Source organism: Marvinbryantia formatexigens DSM 14469, from assembly GCF_025148285.1.
Lineage (GTDB): Bacteria > Bacillota > Clostridia > Lachnospirales > Lachnospiraceae > Marvinbryantia > Marvinbryantia formatexigens.
Genome location: NZ_CP102268.1, coordinates 4,451,907 through 4,467,580, shown reverse-complemented (window position 1 = coordinate 4,467,580; position 15,674 = coordinate 4,451,907). Strand labels below are relative to the sequence as shown.

Below are 15,674 nucleotides of genomic sequence, written 5' to 3'. Positions count from 1 at the left end.
CGCGCAATTTTTTGACAATTTTATATATTTTTTAGAAAGTTTGCGTTTCTTTTATACTTGTCTTACGTAGTTATCAATGATTCTCCATATCATCCCCCTAAAATATTTTTCATAAAGGTCTGCGGATGCTGCCGGATTACGGATGGTTCCGGCGGCGCGCCGCGGACTGAAAAATGTAACTGCTCAGATGGCAGGCATGATATATCTGTTTCTGATATCTGCCGCATGGCTGGGTGGCTAAATAAAACTACAGAAAGGCAGGAAAATGATATGGAAAACGGATGGAGAAGAAGGGGCTGCGCCAGGCTGGCGGCAGCGATGCTGGCAGGGGTGCTGGCAGCGGGAGGCTGTCAGACGGCGTTTGCTGCGGAGACAGAGGAGGACAGCGCGGGCATCGACATGAGCACGGACTATCCGGGCATTACGGTGAAGGCGGGAGAGAGCGTCAGCTTCGGGCTGGATTTTGCAAGTCTCTCCGGGGAGAGCTACGATGCCGCGCTTTCCGTGGAAGAAATCCCGGAGGGCTGGGAAGGGTATTTTAAGAGCAACAGCAGTGAAATTTCGAAGGTACATATAGACGATAAATCGGAGGACGCCTCCTCAGAGCTTGCCACCTTCAATCTGACGCTTCCCGATGAGGCGGAGGAGGGCGCCTACAGCATTACCCTGAAGGCGGATGCGGGCGGCGGTATCTCGGATACACTGGAGCTGGAGGTGAATGTATCGGAGACGGATAACGGGCAGAGCAGCTTTACTTCGGAATATCCGGAGCAGCAGGGGGCTTCCGGAACGAGCTTCAGTTTTGATACAACGCTGGTGAATAACCGGGGAACCGATCAGACCTACAGCCTGGCGGCGGAAGCAGAAAGCGGCTGGCAGGTATCGTTTACACCGTCCGGTGAGAGCAGCCATGTGGCGAGCATTACGGTGGAGGCGGGCTCCAGCCAGGGGCTGACGGTGGATGTAATGCCGCCAGAGACCATCACGGAGGGCGAATATACCATCCCGTGCACGGCGATTTCCGCAAACGAGACACTGTCCACAGAGCTGAAGGTAACGATTACCGGCTCCTATGATGTGGAGCTGTCCACGCCGACCGGAAATTTAAGCCTGGATGCTTACGCGAACGAGGAGAAGGCGGTGACCATCAGCATCACCAATAACGGAAATGTGGATCTGACGAATCTGAATCTGACCTCCTCGGCACCGACCGACTGGGAAGTGCGCTTCGACGAATCGGATATCGAGCTGCTGGAAGCAGGCGCGACAAAAGAGCTGACCGCTTACATCAAACCGTCCTCCGATGCGATTACCGGAGACTATGTGACCTCGCTTACCGTCAGCAACGATGAGACGACCTCGACGGCGGAGTTCCGGGTATCGGTAAAGACGCAGACCCTGTGGGGAATCGTCGCGGTGGCGATTATTGTGGTACTGCTCGCCGGACTTGGCTTTTTATTTAAAAAATACGGGAGAAGGTAGCATATGGAACAGAAAATGATTGAGATGCAGGGGCTCACCAAACACTACGGGAGCAAAATTGCGGTGAACGGGCTCAATCTCTCCATCAACAAAGGTGAAATTTTCGGTCTGCTCGGTCCGAACGGAGCCGGAAAAACGACGACCATTCTGATGCTGCTCGGACTGACGGAGCCGACCGCCGGCAGGGCGTTCATCGAAGGGATTGACTGCACGCGCAACCCGGTGGCGGTGAAAAGCATTGCCGGATACATGCCGGACAACATCGGATTCTATCCGGATATGACCGGCAGGCAGAATCTGCGCTTTACCGGCAGGCTGAACGGAATTGGGGAGGAAGTAATAGAAGAGCGGATCGAGCGCCTGCTGGTGCGGGTCGGTATGAAGGAATACGGCGACCAGAAAACAGGAACCTACTCAAAGGGTATGAAACAGAGGCTCGGCATCGCGGACGTACTGATGAAGGACCCGCGCGTCATCATCATGGATGAGCCGACGCTCGGCATCGACCCGGAGGGAATGCGGGAGCTGCTGACACTGATGCGCGAGCTTGCCAGCGAGGATGGGCGGACGCTGCTCATTTCCTCCCATCAGCTTTACCAGATTCAGCAGATATGCGACCGGGTGGGTATTTTCGTAAACGGCAGGCTGATTGCGTGCGGAAAGATTGCCGAGCTGGGCAGACAGGTGAACCAGGAGGGCGCCGACCTGGATGAGATTTACAGACTATATTTTGAAAAGGCAGGGCAGAGTGATGAAAACAATCGCAATAAAAAGTAAAACAAAAAAGATGCCCCGCACGGCGGAAAAGACCGTACATGTGAGCGGCGGCACCGGGCTGAAAGCACTTTTCAGGAAGGAGCTGGCGGACCATCTGCGGAGCAGGCGCTTCCTTATTATTCTCGTACTGATTTACGCGACCTGTATTGCCAGCCTCTACGGGGCGCTGTCCGGATTCTCGGAGGCGGTGGAGAACGACAGCAATTTTCTGTTTTTAAAGCTGTACAGCACAAGCGGGGAATCGATTCCCTCATTTATGACCTTTATTGCGCTGCTCGGTCCCTTTGTGGGACTGACGCTGGGTTTTGACGCAATCAACAGCGAGCGCAGCTCCGGAACCTTGAACCGGCTGGTGGCGCAGCCGATTTACCGGGATTCCATTATTATCGGAAAATTTCTTGCCGGCAGTGCGGTTATCACGATTATGGTATTTTCGATGGGGATTCTGATCGGGGCAGTCGGAATGCTCAGTACCGGGCTGGTGCCGCAGGCGGAGGAAATCGGCAGGATATTCTTTTTCCTTCTGTTTACGGTGGTGTATATCGCTTTCTGGCTGGCACTGTCCATCTTATTTTCCGTGTTCTGCCGGCATTCGGCGACCTCGGCGCTGGCGGTGATCTCCCTGTGGATTTTCTTCGCGCTGTTTATGAGCCTGATTGCCAGCATCATTGCAAACGTGATTTATCCGGTGGATGATTACTATAATTCAATGGTAAATTCCGTGAGCAACTATACGCTGACGCTGAATCTGAACAGGATATCGCCGTATTATCTTTACAGCGAGGCGGTGTCGACGATTATGAGCCCAAGTGTGCGCACGGTGAACGTGGTGACGGTAAGTCAGCTTGATGGGGCGATTTCGGGCTATCTGTCCCTCGGACAGAGCCTGCTGCTGGTGTGGCCGCATCTGGTTGCGCTGGTTGCGATGATGCTGATAGCCTTCGGCGGCTCCTACGTGGGATTTATGCGGCAGGAAATCCGTTCGAGCTAATGTCCGCATAACCGTCCCGCTGCTGTGCCATACAGGCGTTCTGTGGCGGAACGGTTACATTCACAGGTAACGCGCCGTGCGAAATCAACGGTGCCATACAGGCGCTCTGCGGCGGAACGGTTACGTTCACAGGTAACGCGCCGTGCGAAATCAACGGTGCCATACAGGGTTCTTTGGCGGAACGGTTACCGGTTCACAAAGAATCCACAAATTTACAGTCTGCGTTTAAATTGGGTTTAGCTTTCTGCTTTATACTGGATGCCAGGATTGCAGGAATGCATGGTGCAAAGCCTGGAAGGACTGCCTGTGCGCTGCAATCCGGAAGCATCATATATTTATATCTGCAGGAGGTTGCACCATGAGCGCACTGACAATTATAAATGGAATACAGGATGAAGAAATGAGAGAACAGGCTGAGAGATACGCTTTCCGGGAAGGACTGCGCACTCGCAGCCTGGAATGCTTTCTGCGGGAAAACGGCGGCAGGGACGACTGTATAATACTGATTCTGGCGGACGGGGAAGCGCTGAAGAAGATGAAAAAGGATGTATTTCTGGTGATTTCCATTCGTTTCCCGGTAATCTTTCTGCCGGATTCCACCGGGGAATGGAGTACGGCAGGACGGGACCTGGAGAATGCCGGCTGCCGGGTACTGTATCCCTTTCAATACGCTTCCTTCTGCAAGGCAGTCCGGGAATGCGTCAGCCCGAAAGTCTGGCAGGAGCGCACCTGGGTGTTCGGGAATATTGAAATCTGCCCCGCCAGCAGAACCGTGTGCCGAAATGGCGCCGAGCTGCGGATGAGGCAGGTGGATTTTGATATTCTGCTGATTTTGCTGGAAAACCTGGACCGCGTGGTTTCGCGCCAGTACATAAACGACCGGCTGCCGTCGAGAATGCGCAGCAGCCAGCGCAATATTGACACGCATATCAGCAGCATCCGGCAGCAGAGCGGGCTGGGCAGCGTGATACGCTGTGTGCGCTCAGTCGGCTACAGCATTTCCGGGGAGGCGCTTTACCGCAGCTTTCTTTCGGACGCCGGATAAACCCTTCTGCGGACAAAATAAAGGCAGATGATCTGCAGAATGATAGAAAAAATCCAGGACGCCGGGTAGGAGAGAAACAGGAAGGAAAGCGACCGGTTGTGCGGGAAAAAGCCGAATATCCAGACGATTCTGGTGCCGACGGTCCCGATGATGGACAGCAGCATCGGAACGGCGGAATAGCCCATTCCGCGCATCGGTCCCGGAAACAGGTCCATCAGACCGCACAGAAAATAGGTGGTTGTGGTGAAGGCGAGCACCTCCGTGCCGCATTTCACGACCTCCGGGTCGGATGTATAAACCGTTAAAATCTCCGGTCCGAAGAAATAGGCGACGCAGCCGAGCACCGTCGAGGCGCCGACGGATAACACCACACAGTCGGCAAGAATCTTGTCCATGCGCCGGTAATTGCCGACGCCGTAATTCTGGCTGGTGAAGCTCATGCACGCCTGCGTGATGGAATTGACCGTCACATACAGAAAGCTTAAGATATTATTTGCCGCCGTATATCCCGCCATCGCGGTGGAGCCGAAGGAATTGACGGAGGACTGCAGGAGCACGTTGGAAAAATTGATGACGGTGCTCTGGATGCCGGCGGGAATGCCTACCTGGAAAATCTGCCTCAGATACTGCCATTTCAGCGTCAGATCTGACAGGCGGAGCTGATAGCTGCCTTCCGAGCGGCACAGACAGCGCAGCACCAGGACGCAGGAGACCATCTGGGAAATAACGGTCGCGATGGCGACACCGGCAACGCCCAGATGGAACACGATAACAAGAAACATATTCAGCCCGGCGTTCAGCAGCCCGGAAATTATCAGAAAAATCAGCGGTCTTCTGGTATCGCCGACGGCGCGCAGGATGGAAGCGCCATAGTTATAAAGCATAAAAAAGGGCATCCCCAGAAAATAAATCCGCATATAGAGCGTGGAATGGTCGATGACATCGGCGGGCGTTCCCATCAGCTCCAGGGCGGCGCGGGAAAAAATCAGCCCGATAACAGCCATGACAATTCCGCTTATCAGAGCGAACAGAATCGAGGTATGTACCGTCTCCGACATTTCTTTTGTCCTTCCGGACGCATAAAAGCGGGCAGCCAGCACATTGCTGCCAAGCGAAACTCCCATAAACAGATTGGTAAATACATTAATCAGGGCGGAAGTGGAGCCGACAGCGGCAAGCGCCTCGCTTCCGGTAAATCTTCCCACAATCACAATATCCACAGCATTAAACATAAGCTGCAGAACGCCGGAAAGCATCAGCGGCAGTGAAAATGTAATCAGCTTATCCATGATGGTGCCGCTGCACATATCGATTTCATAGTTGCGTTTCTTCATAATCCTCACCTTTATCTTTTGAAATGATACCCATGATGTCACGATTTTTGCGCTCTGTGCGCTCACGGAATCCTGACATCGTGGATGATGTTACTGTTCAATCCGTTCACAGCAAATGGATTATATCACAGCAGAAGCATCCGGTCAATGAGAGGTGACGGAAGAGGAAATTTATGCTATAATTCCAGTATTGTTTACTTCGTTCACAGAAACATTCCGTAGGCATCATATTGGGGGCTATATCATAAGGAGGGAAAAGATGCAGAAATTTGAGATAATTAAGGCAGAAGAGCAGGATCTGCCGGGAATACTGGAGATTTATGCGTATGCGCGCGGATTTATGAAAAAGACGGGAAATGCGTTCCAATGGAAGGACAGTTATCCGCCGGAAGAGCTGGTTGCGGAGGATATCAGAGCCGGACAGCTATACGTGATAAAAGAGAAAGCTGTGATTCATGGCGTTTTTACTTTTTTTATTGGAGAAGATCCGACTTATGCAAGGATAGAGCAGGGCAGATGGCTGTCTGATGAGGTTTACGGTACAATACACCGTGTTGCGGGGGACGGGACGGTACATGGAATCCTTGGTGCGGCTGTGACGTTTGCAGAACAGCAGATCCGGCATTTGCGGATAGATACCCACAAGGACAATAAAGTGATGCAGCATCTTATAAAAAAGAACGGTTTCCGGGAATGCGGCATCATTTACACCGGGGACGGTTCCCCGCGGATCGCATACGAAAAACTGTAATTTTCTGATTTATATTTTGTTAATAATCAGATAACAAAATCACCACAAAAGAGTCACTTCGTCTCCACAAACCGGACATATTTATTTGTTATATTATCAGTGTCGACAGGAAATAGTAGCTACGAAGAATCCCCGCAGGGGGAGCAGGAAAGGATTTGATAACATTGAGAAGAAAACAGATAGCGGTAATTTTGGGATTGGCTCTTGCTGTATCCGGAGTGAGCGCTTTTGCTGAGGAAGATACAGAAGCAGTAAGTGAAACGGTTCTTTCGTCAGAAGAGACCGGGGAGCAGGAGAAATCTGACATAATTATCGGGGAAGTAAAGGAGGTCGGTGAAGACAGTATTACGATTGCAGTCGGAACATTGCCTGAGGACGATACGGATGCCGGAGAGAGCGGCGCTTCCGGGGACGTTTTAGCAGAGGACGACACGGAGGCGGCATCGGAGGACACCACGGATACCGCGACGGCAGACGACACATCAGCAGATACATCCGATACCTCCGGGACAGCCCAGGAACCAGAGCTTGAGCTGACGGGCGAGGAAAAAACCGTGACAGTAGCGGAGGATGTTACAATTCTGCAGGTAGACTGGGAAACGGCAAAAGAAAGCCTCAAGGACCTTGAAGATTCCCAGGAGGACGGAACCGCAGAGGAAGCGGATGATACAGAAACACTGACAGACAGTGACAGCACGGCAGCGGAAGATACAACAGAAGCAGAAACCGCAGAAAACACGGAGCTGACGGATACTGCAGACGAAGGAACGGAAGAGCTGTCGGAAGCAGAAGAGCTTGCACTGACGGATATACTGGAAGGCGACATCCTGGCGATTCAGCTGGATGAGGACGGAAACGCCGTACAGATTATGGTCGTGCAGCAGTCATAGAATATACATAGAGTATAAAGATGCATACTAATTTTTTCATATAGAATACCTTTTCTCCTTTTTGTGTGTGTACCTTACCGCCGAACCTGTGCAGGGACCAGAGACTGCCGGGTGCGGCGGTAAGGTTTTTTATATTTAAACCGGGACGCACTCCTGGTATCCGCATGAAATTCATGAAACCGGGACATGCCATTATTCCATAAAATAATAAAAAATATGGTGGTTGACGTCCGGAAAAATCTGATTTAGAATAAAACTAAAGAAAAGGCAGTAAAGCAAATGATATGGTTGATTGTCTTTTCAGCATATACTATTATAAGCCATTTGGAGAAGGAGGTGCGATTATGGCTACATCGAGTATTTTTGCAAAAGTTCGTATTGACGATCCGAAGCAGGCGGAAGCCTTTATTGATGCGCTGGCAGCTTCAGAGAATAAGCCTAAGAGAAAGCCGTCTGCACCAGTAAAACCGCCGTTGACAGATTATGATGCGATCCGGCGGCTGATGGCAAAGGGAGAAACAGGCAAATGAGACAGTTCGATACGATAAATATTTTAGATATGCTGGGAGCAATCGGAGAGGCAGAACTGAAAAAGTGTCTTTCCGATTTTTCCTGTCCGATTAATCCGGAAATTGAACAATTCGTAGTAAATAATGCGATTGAGTTTGCAAGGAAGAAACTGTCCGTTACATATTTTGTGGTAAATGAACATGGTAAGATAGCGGCGGTTTTTACACTGGCCCATAAAGCGGTTGAGATTGGCAGTGCAAATCTGTCCAATTCTAAGCGGAAGAAAATAAGCAGATATGCAATACTGGATTCGGAATCAGACAGCTATACGGTATCCGCCTTTCTGATCGCGCAGTTTGGGAAAAATTATGCTGTGGATGAAGGAAAGGGAATCAATGGAAATGAATTGATGGATCTGACATTTGAAATTCTGGAGAAGGTTCAGCACGATATTGGCGGGGGAATCGTGTTTCTGGAATGTGAGGATAAGATAAAGCTATTGAATTTCTACCAGAGTGAAAAGAATGGCTTTATGCCATTTAACGAAAGATATTCCGTAAATGACCATACAAAGTACATTCAGCTATTTAATTTCTTTTAGCATTTAAGCCAGAAAGTGAGTAATGGAACTTTCTGGCTTTTTAACGTTTGATACTATCAGAAGGTAGGACTAAATTTTTCTGACCTGTTGAAAATCTCCTGCCATTTTCAACACTTCTTCTTTCATTTTAAAAATATCAGAAAGTCCTTGTCCGATTGTCTTACGCATTTCCAGTGAATGGATGCCGCCAGTATTAAAGTGGCGGGCAATCTGATTCAGGTTATTCCCAATCTTTCCAAATTCAAAAATCAGTTTCTTTAGTTCCGGCAGATCTGCCACAAGTTCGTATTTTGCAATGACTTTCCCTTTCATTAACTGGCGGCGTATATATTCGGAGAGTGATAGCTCGGCTCGCCGGGCATTCTCAGATATAATTTCATATTGAACATCTGTAAGCCGGAGGTTGATGTGGTGCGTGTAAGTTATTTCTGGTTCTTTTCTCGGTCTTGCCATAAAATTTCATGTTTCCTTTCCGTAAAATTGTATTCATATATAAGCCGATTGGGAAGAGCATATGGATAGTAGAGAAAAATATTTTTAACAAAATCATGAGATTTTCGTGATAGATAGAATCACGCTGCGACTGTTTTTAACAGGAGCCAACTTGCACATTTTTATAAAATGTGCATTATCCGAGGGTATGGGGACCGGAATCCCCATCAAGATTGTCGGTATGCAGAAATCCCCGAATGGGGTTTCTGTAATACGCGGCGAATCTTGCTCTTCGAGGTGTAGAAGTTTTTCTGCAAAAAAACCAATAGAGTACATAAATGGGAAAAAGTAATTGTTTCTTTTAAGTGGCAATGATATATTTAATAGGTAATTGCGAAACAGGTTCCGGATATAGCTCTAATGAGTGCCGAAGCTTGGGAGTTTAGAATATCTGAGATTGAAAAGAACGGAAAAACATGGTGGATCATGATATAAGTTGGAATTGAACAGGAAATGGGCGCATTTATTGAGGGAAATGAAAAAACTTGTTTTAAAAATAGTAACTTCTATGCAATTAGGGGTTTAAGGCTTCGGATGTACTGATGCTGTTCGATCTTATCAGCCAGAATCACTCCGATAAGCTGTGTGATGCCGGCCAGGATCAGATCAGCATGAAGCGTTTTCTCATTTTGCGTCTTGCGGCCGGCGATCCCAAAGCTGTCTTTGAAGTGGCTGATGGAGCGTTCCACAGTGGTTCTGATCCTGTATGTATCGTTCCATTCTTCAGTCCCACGCACAGTGCCGGGATAAGTACGGAAGTCTTTTTCCGGGTAAAGGTATACCATTCTTCCGCATGGTGAAGATGTGCAGGGAGTGTCACAGTGACAGACACGGTGATATTTTCCTGTGGAAGGATTCTTTTCCCATCTGACTTTTGGACAGCTGAATTTATAGCGCACAATGCCGTTCTTCCGCTTACTGGTCCCTTCATATTTCATGGGAAGGGATGGGTCATCCGGACAACAGGGGATCCCATTTTCATTTACGGAACAGTCACTGTTTTCCAGTTCGGAACGGGAATTTAATGGGATGTAGGCTTTTTGAAAGTGAATGCCATTACCGTCAGCATCCATGCTAAAGGTGTCTCCTAAAAGAAGCTCTTTATAAAGTCTGGCGGAGTCAAAGGCGGCATCTCCTAAAAAAATATCCGGGCTGATGAGGGGATGGGCAGCAAAAAGGTCCTGTAAAGTAGGGATAAGCAGCCTGGCATCATGGACCGATTTATCCTCATCCGGAGAACCGGACTTCTTTTCAAGAACAATTTCAGGATGCATATCAAAAAAATCCTTATTGTAGAGGTCGATATGCCGGACAATGCCAAATTTGTAGGCATAACAGAAATGCCCGTCAATGTAAAGCTGCTTAATATCGGGATTTGCGGCGGCATGGGAAGGCATGGAGCCGTAAGCAGCCTTGTAAGGGTCATAGTTCTGATCAAAATGCATGGTCTTTGCATATGCTTTGAGCTGTTTGATAATACGGTTGGCATATTTGGGATTGTTTTCCGTAACCCAGGCCTCTATGCCAGAGGAATCAAAGATGGTTATGTCTGCTCTGGCAGAATCGATTGCCTGGCAGACTGGTTCAGTAAGATCAACCAGGTGGTAAAAAAGGAGCTGCAGATCTTCAAGGAAATCCTGCTTGAACCGGGTGATTTTAGAAGCATCTGGAACCTTGTTGAAACCACAGAATTCACGGAGATGCCGGGAATACTGAAGGAAAACAAGGAGCAGGGAGTCAGTAGGGACAGAAAAAATCCGCTGGATGATAAGCGCCCATAAAAAAGCGTTCAGAGGGTATTTACGGGATCTGCCCGTTGATGCATAGAAATGCTTCCGGAAGGAAGCAGGAACAATTTCATCAAGGTCAATGTGCTGTTGTAAGAGGGACAGAAACTGAGGTCTGTCAGATTCAAAAATTTCCTGGCAATCTGAAAAAATATCTGCCAAAGAAAGCTGATTGTATGGTATCATATAGGTACAACTCCTTTCAGGTGGATATGGTTGATTTTTGTTTGGTCACTTAAATTTTACCACAAACCTGTGAGGAGTTGTTCTATTTTATCAAAGAAAAAAGCCCGATTTTATGCGGGCTGTGGCGTTTCGCAAACGCCTAATATATTTAACACAGTGAGGTGATACGTTCATGGAGATAAGAGTGTTAAGATATTTTTTAATGGCTGCCAGAGAAGAAAACATTACAAAAGCGGCAGACCTGCTTCATATTACGCAGCCAACGCTTTCCCGCCAGCTTCAGCAACTGGAGCAGGAACTGGATGTTAAACTGTTCCAGAGAAGTAATCATAGTATCCGTTTAACGGAAGATGGTATGCTTTTAAAAAGAAGGGCGCAGGAGATTGTTGCGCTGGCGGATAAAACAGAAAAGGAATTTCAACATAAAGAAGAAAGTATATCCGGCGAGATTGTGATCGGGAGCGGCGAGACAAAAGGCGTGCATGAATTGGCAGAGATTCTTTCACTGTTTCGGGAAGAATACCCTGCGGTTTCGTATGATTTTTATACGGCAAATGCAGACGATATTAAGGAACGTCTGGATAAGGGCTTGTTGGATATTGGACTTTTGACAGAACCGGTAGACATATCAAAATACAATTTTGTCCGCTTGGATGGGCGTGAAAGATGGGGAATACTGGTTCGGAAGGATTCGGCGCTGGCAGATAAAAAGTATATCAGACCAGAGGATCTGCTGCAGGTTCCCCTGCTCATGGTAAAACGTCCGATGGTTCAGAACGAACTGGCGAGCTGGTTTGACCATTATTTTGACCAGATACAGATAGCGGGAACCTATAACCTGATTAACAATGCTGCTGTGATGGTAGAGAGAGGGATAGGCTGCGCTGTTTGTTTCCATCTTGGGATAGAGTATGATAATCTGCGGTTTGTGCCGCTGTCGCCTGCGGTAGAAACAGGGGCAGTCATTGTGTGGAAGAAAAATCAGATTGCGTCGCAGGCGGTATATAAATTTATTGATTTTTTAAAGAAATACAAAATGAGCATTTCTGAAAATTTAGAATAGGTATTAGACATGAAGAAAGGAAGAATGTTATATTGTAGATGTCCGGAAGGGCATCTATTTTTTTAATAAAATTATTTTACAGACAGGGGTGATAAATCGTCTATGACAATTCAGGAAGCAAGCGAGCGGTACCAGATTCCAATGGAAATTCTGAAAGAATATGAAAAGTGGAATCTGTGCGACCAGGTAAAAAAAGTAATGGGGAACTGGCAGTATGATGACGAGGATCTGCAGCGTCTTGGAATGATTATGACACTCCACAATATAGGATTTCAGGAGAAGGAAATCGAACAGTATATGAAATTATACCTTCGTGGGGATGTTACAACGGCTGAAAGAATGAGGATTCTGAAGCAGAAGCGGGATCAGACATTGGATGAAATTCATTTCCAGGAAAAACGGCTGGAAGATCTGGACTATCTTCGCTACAAAACACAGAAAGGAAAAGAATGATATGAAGAAAAATATAGGAGCACTCATTGGCCTGTATCCCACGCCGCTGGTAGTGGTAGGGGCAATGGTGGAAGGAAAGCCAAACTGGGTACTGGCAGGGCATGTAGGGATTATCGGACATGACCGTGTGATGGTCAGCCTTGCAAAGAACCATTATACGAATAAAGGGATTCGGGAAAACCAAAAGCTGAGTATCAATATTGTAGATGAAGCATTGCTGCCGCTTGCTGATTATGCCGGGTGTATCAGCGGAGCCAAAGCGGATAAATCGGGACTGTTTGATTTTTGTATGGGAGAAACAGGAACACCGATGATTGAACAATCTCCTGTTGTTATGGAGTGCTTTGTAGAAGATGTTTACCGTACAGAGGGATTTGAAAGTTTTATCTGTGGAATAACAAATACATATGTGAATGAAGAGGCTCTCACAGATGAAGGAAAAATTGATTATCGTGTTTTGAAACCGGTACTTTTTGAAATGCCAACCTATGAATACCTGAGAACGGGAGAAGTGATCGGAAACTGCATGGGATGGGGAAAAAACAAAAGTAATATCGTGACGGATGAGGAGGAATGATTTATGAAGTATTTACCGAAAGCGGCATTGGGAGCATGGGCATGGGGCAATGATGGGACATTCGGGAACCATTACACTGCATCAGACTTAAAGGAAGTATATGAGGCAGCAATGGATAATGGACTGAATCTGTGGGATACGGCAGTTGTTTATGGGATGGGCGTATCTGAAAACATTCTGGGAGAACTGACAAAGGATACGGAACGGAAGAAATTGATTCTTTCTACAATCTTCTGTATGGAAAATGCTGCAGATAAGCTGGAACTTTCAAGTGTCCGGTATTGGGAAAAGATAATGGAGTAAACCTGTAACAGAAGGGGAAGGAAATGAAGATTGTAATATTGGAAGGAAGCCCGAATAAAAGAGGGTCGTCAAATATGCTTGCGGAAAGATTTGCGAAAGGCGCAAAGGAAGCAGGAAATGAAGTGGTTATCATTGATGCCGCACACTGTCATATCAACCCATGCAAAGGGTGCATTGCCTGCGGATACGATGGTCCATGTGTGCAGAAGGATGATATGGAATGGATAAAAAAGGAGATACTGAGCGCCGATATGCTTGTATTTGTCACACCGCTCTACTATTATGGAATGTCCGCACAGCTTAAAATTCTGATTGACAGGTTTTGTGCTTTTAACGGAAGCATACAAAGAAAGCATATGAAATCGGCATTGCTTGCAGCAGCCTGGAATAACGATGGATGGACATTTGACGCACTGGAAGAACATTATAAAACACTGGTCAGGTATCTGAACCTGCAGGATATGGGAATCATTTCCGGAAGAGGATGCGGGACGCTGTTTATGACACAGCAGTCAGAATTTCCGGAAAAAGCATATGAGCTGGGAAGAAAGTTACTGTAGGGAAAGGCCGTACAGCGAGGAGGTTGGATAATGAAGAAAATATTTGGAACGGTACTTGCTGTATTGTTACTGTTTGGTCTGGCTGTATATGGAAAAGATAGAATAAGCGCAGACGAGATGAAAGACAGTAGTGAACAAAAAGCGGGAGGTTCACAGGAAAAAGAAGAAAGATTATTCGCAGATGACCAGGACAATATGAAAGCAGAGTTTGATTTTGATACAAAGACAGTGACGCTTAACAGCGGTTATGAAATGCCTATCAATGGATTGGGAACTTATAGCCTTCAGGAGGACGAATGTGTTGATTCGGTAAAAACCGCCCTGGCTAATGGAGTATGCCTAATTGATACTGCTTCCGCATATGGCAATGAGGAGGCAGTAGGGCAGGCGATACGGGAGTCGATCAGCGAAGGCATTGTGCAGCGGGAGGACGTTTTTGTAATTACAAAACTTTATCCCGGCAGTGAAATGGAAAATCCGGAGCGATCTATTCAGGCGTGTCTGGACAGGCTGGATATTGGGTATGTGGATATGATGCTTCTGCATCATCCGGATGACAACGATGTAAAAGCCTATAAAGTGATGGAGCAGTTTGTGGAGGAAGGGAAAATCCGTTCCATTGGGTTATCTAATTGGTATATAGAGGAGCTGACCGATTTCATCCCCCAGGTGGACATAGTGCCTGCGCTCGTACAAAACGAGATTCATCCCTACTATCAGGAAAATGAGGTTATTCCATTTGTTCAGAATATGGGGATTGTAATGCAGGGGTGGTATCCGTTGGGAGGCAGGGGACATACCGCTGAATTGCTGGGCGATCCGGTAATTACAAAAATCGCAGCGAATCATAATGTATCTTCCGCACAGGTAATTCTGCGTTGGAATCTGCAGAAAGGCGTTGTGGTAATCCCAGGTTCCAGTAATCCGGATCACATTCGGGAAAATACGGAACTGTATCACTTCGCTTTGACAGATGATGAGATGGAGCAGATTCGTGCGCTTGACAGGGGAGAAAAGCACGACTGGTATTAGGAAGGTTTCAAGCCACACTTTTGAAAATAGAAGAAAATGGAAAGAGACAGATTGACAAATGAATGCAATGTATGAAATGGCAGAGTTTACAAAAATGGAAACGGTACAGTACAGGGTATCCTTGAATGCAAATTCATTAAAATTGATTGCAGTGTGCGCTATGGCATTGGATCACTGGGCAACCGTATTTTTGCCGGCAAATTCAACAGGGTTCTGGTATATCCGTATGGCAGGAAGGATCGCATCGCCCATTATGTGTTTTTTTATTGCTGAAGGTTACCATTATACATCGGATTTGAAACGGTATATAAGAAGGCTGTTACTGTTTGCCGTCATATCCCATATTCCTTACAACCTTTGTTTTGGGCATAACATTTTTGCCGTATGGGAATCAACAGACGTTATGGTTTCCCTGCTTATGGGATTGATAGCGCTTTCTGCATATCAGAAAGAAGGGCTTCCGAAAGGTTTAAAATGCCTGATTATTACCGTCTGCTGTTTGCTGGCGTATTCCGCTGACTGGAATTATATTGCGGTTTTCTGGATTCTGGGTTTTGGGATTTTTCATAAGAATATCCGAATGCAAATACTCTCATTTACCGTAGTAGCATGCGGTTATCTGCTGCAGTTGGCTGTGTACCAGGTGGATACGCCGTTGTCCTGCCGGTTGGGAGTTTTTCTGGCAATCCCGTTCTTTCTCATGTATAACGGGGAAATGGGAAGAAAAAGCAAAATAATAAAGTGGGGATATTACTGGTTTTATCCGCTGCATCTTGTACTTTTATTTTTGATGCGGCAGATATAGATCCTATATAATTAACAAAAAGAAAGGGGCAACAA

Annotated in this window: 16 protein-coding genes and 2 pseudogenes; 15 read left to right on the top strand and 3 right to left on the bottom strand. The window is 47.0% G+C overall.

The window, feature by feature from the left end; genetic code table 11:
• Positions 1–270 precede the first annotated feature (270 nt).
• The 4 genes and pseudogenes from NQ534_RS20900 to NQ534_RS20885 all read left to right on the top strand — a co-directional run bounded on the left by NQ534_RS20900 (position 271) and on the right by NQ534_RS20885 (position 4,295).
• The gene (locus NQ534_RS20900; protein ID WP_040785501.1) at positions 271–1,482 is read left to right on the top strand and encodes a COG1470 family protein; all 1,212 of its coding nucleotides are present in this window, start codon (positions 271–273) and stop codon (positions 1,480–1,482) included.
• 3 nt (positions 1,483–1,485) lie between these two features.
• A pseudogene (locus NQ534_RS20895) lies at positions 1,486–2,181 on the top strand (ABC transporter ATP-binding protein); the annotation flags it as partial.
• Between the two features lie 52 nt (positions 2,182–2,233).
• The gene (locus NQ534_RS20890; protein WP_006864497.1) at positions 2,234–3,250 is read left to right on the top strand and encodes an ABC transporter permease; all 1,017 of its coding nucleotides are present in this window, start codon (positions 2,234–2,236) and stop codon (positions 3,248–3,250) included.
• Positions 3,251–3,608: 358 nt separating this feature from the next.
• Positions 3,609–4,295, top strand: coding sequence for a winged helix-turn-helix transcriptional regulator (locus tag NQ534_RS20885; protein WP_050778389.1), 687 nt, complete (start codon positions 3,609–3,611; stop codon positions 4,293–4,295).
• Here the strand turns inward: NQ534_RS20885 and NQ534_RS20880 are convergent.
• A complete protein-coding gene (locus tag NQ534_RS20880) occupies positions 4,265–5,629 on the bottom strand; it encodes an MATE family efflux transporter (protein ID WP_040785505.1) in 1,365 nt (454 codons plus the stop codon). The genes NQ534_RS20885 and NQ534_RS20880 overlap by 31 nt on opposite strands.
• A 259-nt stretch (positions 5,630–5,888) precedes the next feature.
• Between NQ534_RS20880 and NQ534_RS20875 the strand changes: the two genes are divergently transcribed.
• The 4 genes from NQ534_RS20875 to NQ534_RS20860 all read left to right on the top strand — a co-directional run bounded on the left by NQ534_RS20875 (position 5,889) and on the right by NQ534_RS20860 (position 8,381).
• The gene (locus tag NQ534_RS20875) at positions 5,889–6,380 is read left to right on the top strand and encodes a GNAT family N-acetyltransferase (RefSeq protein ID WP_040785508.1); all 492 of its coding nucleotides are present in this window, start codon (positions 5,889–5,891) and stop codon (positions 6,378–6,380) included.
• Between the two features lie 155 nt (positions 6,381–6,535).
• Positions 6,536–7,270: a hypothetical protein gene (locus tag NQ534_RS20870; RefSeq protein WP_040785511.1), complete on the top strand. Its 735-nt coding sequence runs from the start codon at positions 6,536–6,538 to the stop codon at positions 7,268–7,270.
• Positions 7,271–7,614: 344 nt separating this feature from the next.
• The gene (locus NQ534_RS20865; RefSeq protein WP_040785514.1) at positions 7,615–7,800 is read left to right on the top strand and encodes a hypothetical protein; all 186 of its coding nucleotides are present in this window, start codon (positions 7,615–7,617) and stop codon (positions 7,798–7,800) included.
• Complete coding sequence (locus NQ534_RS20860) at positions 7,797–8,381, top strand: hypothetical protein (RefSeq protein ID WP_006864505.1); 585 nt, start codon at positions 7,797–7,799, stop codon at positions 8,379–8,381. The genes NQ534_RS20865 and NQ534_RS20860 overlap by 4 nt, the downstream gene beginning before the upstream one ends.
• 69 nt (positions 8,382–8,450) lie before the next feature.
• Here the strand turns inward: NQ534_RS20860 and NQ534_RS20855 are convergent, their stop codons facing one another.
• Positions 8,451–8,834, bottom strand: coding sequence for a plasmid mobilization protein (locus NQ534_RS20855; RefSeq protein WP_006864506.1), 384 nt, complete (start codon positions 8,832–8,834; stop codon positions 8,451–8,453).
• Positions 8,835–9,474: 640 nt separating this feature from the next.
• Positions 9,475–10,846, bottom strand: a pseudogene (locus NQ534_RS20850) (transposase).
• A gap of 184 nt (positions 10,847–11,030) precedes the next feature.
• On the opposite strand from NQ534_RS20850, the gene NQ534_RS20845 reads away from it, so the two are divergent.
• The 7 genes from NQ534_RS20845 (at position 11,031) to NQ534_RS20815 (ending at position 15,639) form a co-directional block, all read left to right on the top strand.
• Positions 11,031–11,909, top strand: a complete 879-nt coding sequence (locus NQ534_RS20845) for a LysR family transcriptional regulator (protein WP_330371614.1) — start codon at positions 11,031–11,033, stop codon at positions 11,907–11,909.
• Between the two features lie 102 nt (positions 11,910–12,011).
• Positions 12,012–12,362, top strand: coding sequence for a MerR family transcriptional regulator (locus NQ534_RS20840; RefSeq protein ID WP_006861728.1), 351 nt, complete (start codon positions 12,012–12,014; stop codon positions 12,360–12,362).
• A 1-nt stretch (position 12,363) separates the two neighbouring features.
• Positions 12,364–12,939: a flavin reductase family protein gene (locus NQ534_RS20835; RefSeq protein ID WP_006861729.1), complete on the top strand. Its 576-nt coding sequence runs from the start codon at positions 12,364–12,366 to the stop codon at positions 12,937–12,939.
• Between the two features lie 3 nt (positions 12,940–12,942).
• Positions 12,943–13,242: an aldo/keto reductase gene (locus NQ534_RS20830; RefSeq protein WP_006861730.1), complete on the top strand. Its 300-nt coding sequence runs from the start codon at positions 12,943–12,945 to the stop codon at positions 13,240–13,242.
• A 23-nt stretch (positions 13,243–13,265) separates the two neighbouring features.
• Complete coding sequence (locus NQ534_RS20825; protein ID WP_006861731.1) at positions 13,266–13,802, top strand: flavodoxin family protein; 537 nt, start codon at positions 13,266–13,268, stop codon at positions 13,800–13,802.
• A 30-nt stretch (positions 13,803–13,832) separates the two neighbouring features.
• Positions 13,833–14,834: an aldo/keto reductase gene (locus tag NQ534_RS20820; RefSeq protein WP_006861732.1), complete on the top strand. Its 1,002-nt coding sequence runs from the start codon at positions 13,833–13,835 to the stop codon at positions 14,832–14,834.
• A 58-nt stretch (positions 14,835–14,892) separates the two neighbouring features.
• The gene (locus NQ534_RS20815; protein ID WP_006861733.1) at positions 14,893–15,639 is read left to right on the top strand and encodes a TraX family protein; all 747 of its coding nucleotides are present in this window, start codon (positions 14,893–14,895) and stop codon (positions 15,637–15,639) included.
• Positions 15,640–15,674: the final 35 nt, after the last annotated feature.

Coding starts and splice junctions, on each gene's coding strand:
- NQ534_RS20860 (WP_006864505.1), top strand. CDS start 7,797: ATGAGACAGTTCGATACGATAAATATTTTAGATATGCTGGGAGCAATC.
- NQ534_RS20840 (WP_006861728.1), top strand. CDS start 12,012: ATGACAATTCAGGAAGCAAGCGAGCGGTACCAGATTCCAATGGAAATT.
- NQ534_RS20880 (WP_040785505.1), bottom strand. CDS start 5,629: ATGAAGAAACGCAACTATGAAATCGATATGTGCAGCGGCACCATCATG.
- NQ534_RS20815 (WP_006861733.1), top strand. CDS start 14,893: ATGAATGCAATGTATGAAATGGCAGAGTTTACAAAAATGGAAACGGTA.
- NQ534_RS20835 (WP_006861729.1), top strand. CDS start 12,364: ATGAAGAAAAATATAGGAGCACTCATTGGCCTGTATCCCACGCCGCTG.
- NQ534_RS20855 (WP_006864506.1), bottom strand. CDS start 8,834: ATGGCAAGACCGAGAAAAGAACCAGAAATAACTTACACGCACCACATC.
- NQ534_RS20865 (WP_040785514.1), top strand. CDS start 7,615: ATGGCTACATCGAGTATTTTTGCAAAAGTTCGTATTGACGATCCGAAG.
- NQ534_RS20900 (WP_040785501.1), top strand. CDS start 271: ATGGAAAACGGATGGAGAAGAAGGGGCTGCGCCAGGCTGGCGGCAGCG.
- NQ534_RS20875 (WP_040785508.1), top strand. CDS start 5,889: ATGCAGAAATTTGAGATAATTAAGGCAGAAGAGCAGGATCTGCCGGGA.
- NQ534_RS20825 (WP_006861731.1), top strand. CDS start 13,266: ATGAAGATTGTAATATTGGAAGGAAGCCCGAATAAAAGAGGGTCGTCA.
- NQ534_RS20885 (WP_050778389.1), top strand. CDS start 3,609: ATGAGCGCACTGACAATTATAAATGGAATACAGGATGAAGAAATGAGA.
- NQ534_RS20830 (WP_006861730.1), top strand. CDS start 12,943: ATGAAGTATTTACCGAAAGCGGCATTGGGAGCATGGGCATGGGGCAAT.
- NQ534_RS20820 (WP_006861732.1), top strand. CDS start 13,833: ATGAAGAAAATATTTGGAACGGTACTTGCTGTATTGTTACTGTTTGGT.
- NQ534_RS20890 (WP_006864497.1), top strand. CDS start 2,234: ATGAAAACAATCGCAATAAAAAGTAAAACAAAAAAGATGCCCCGCACG.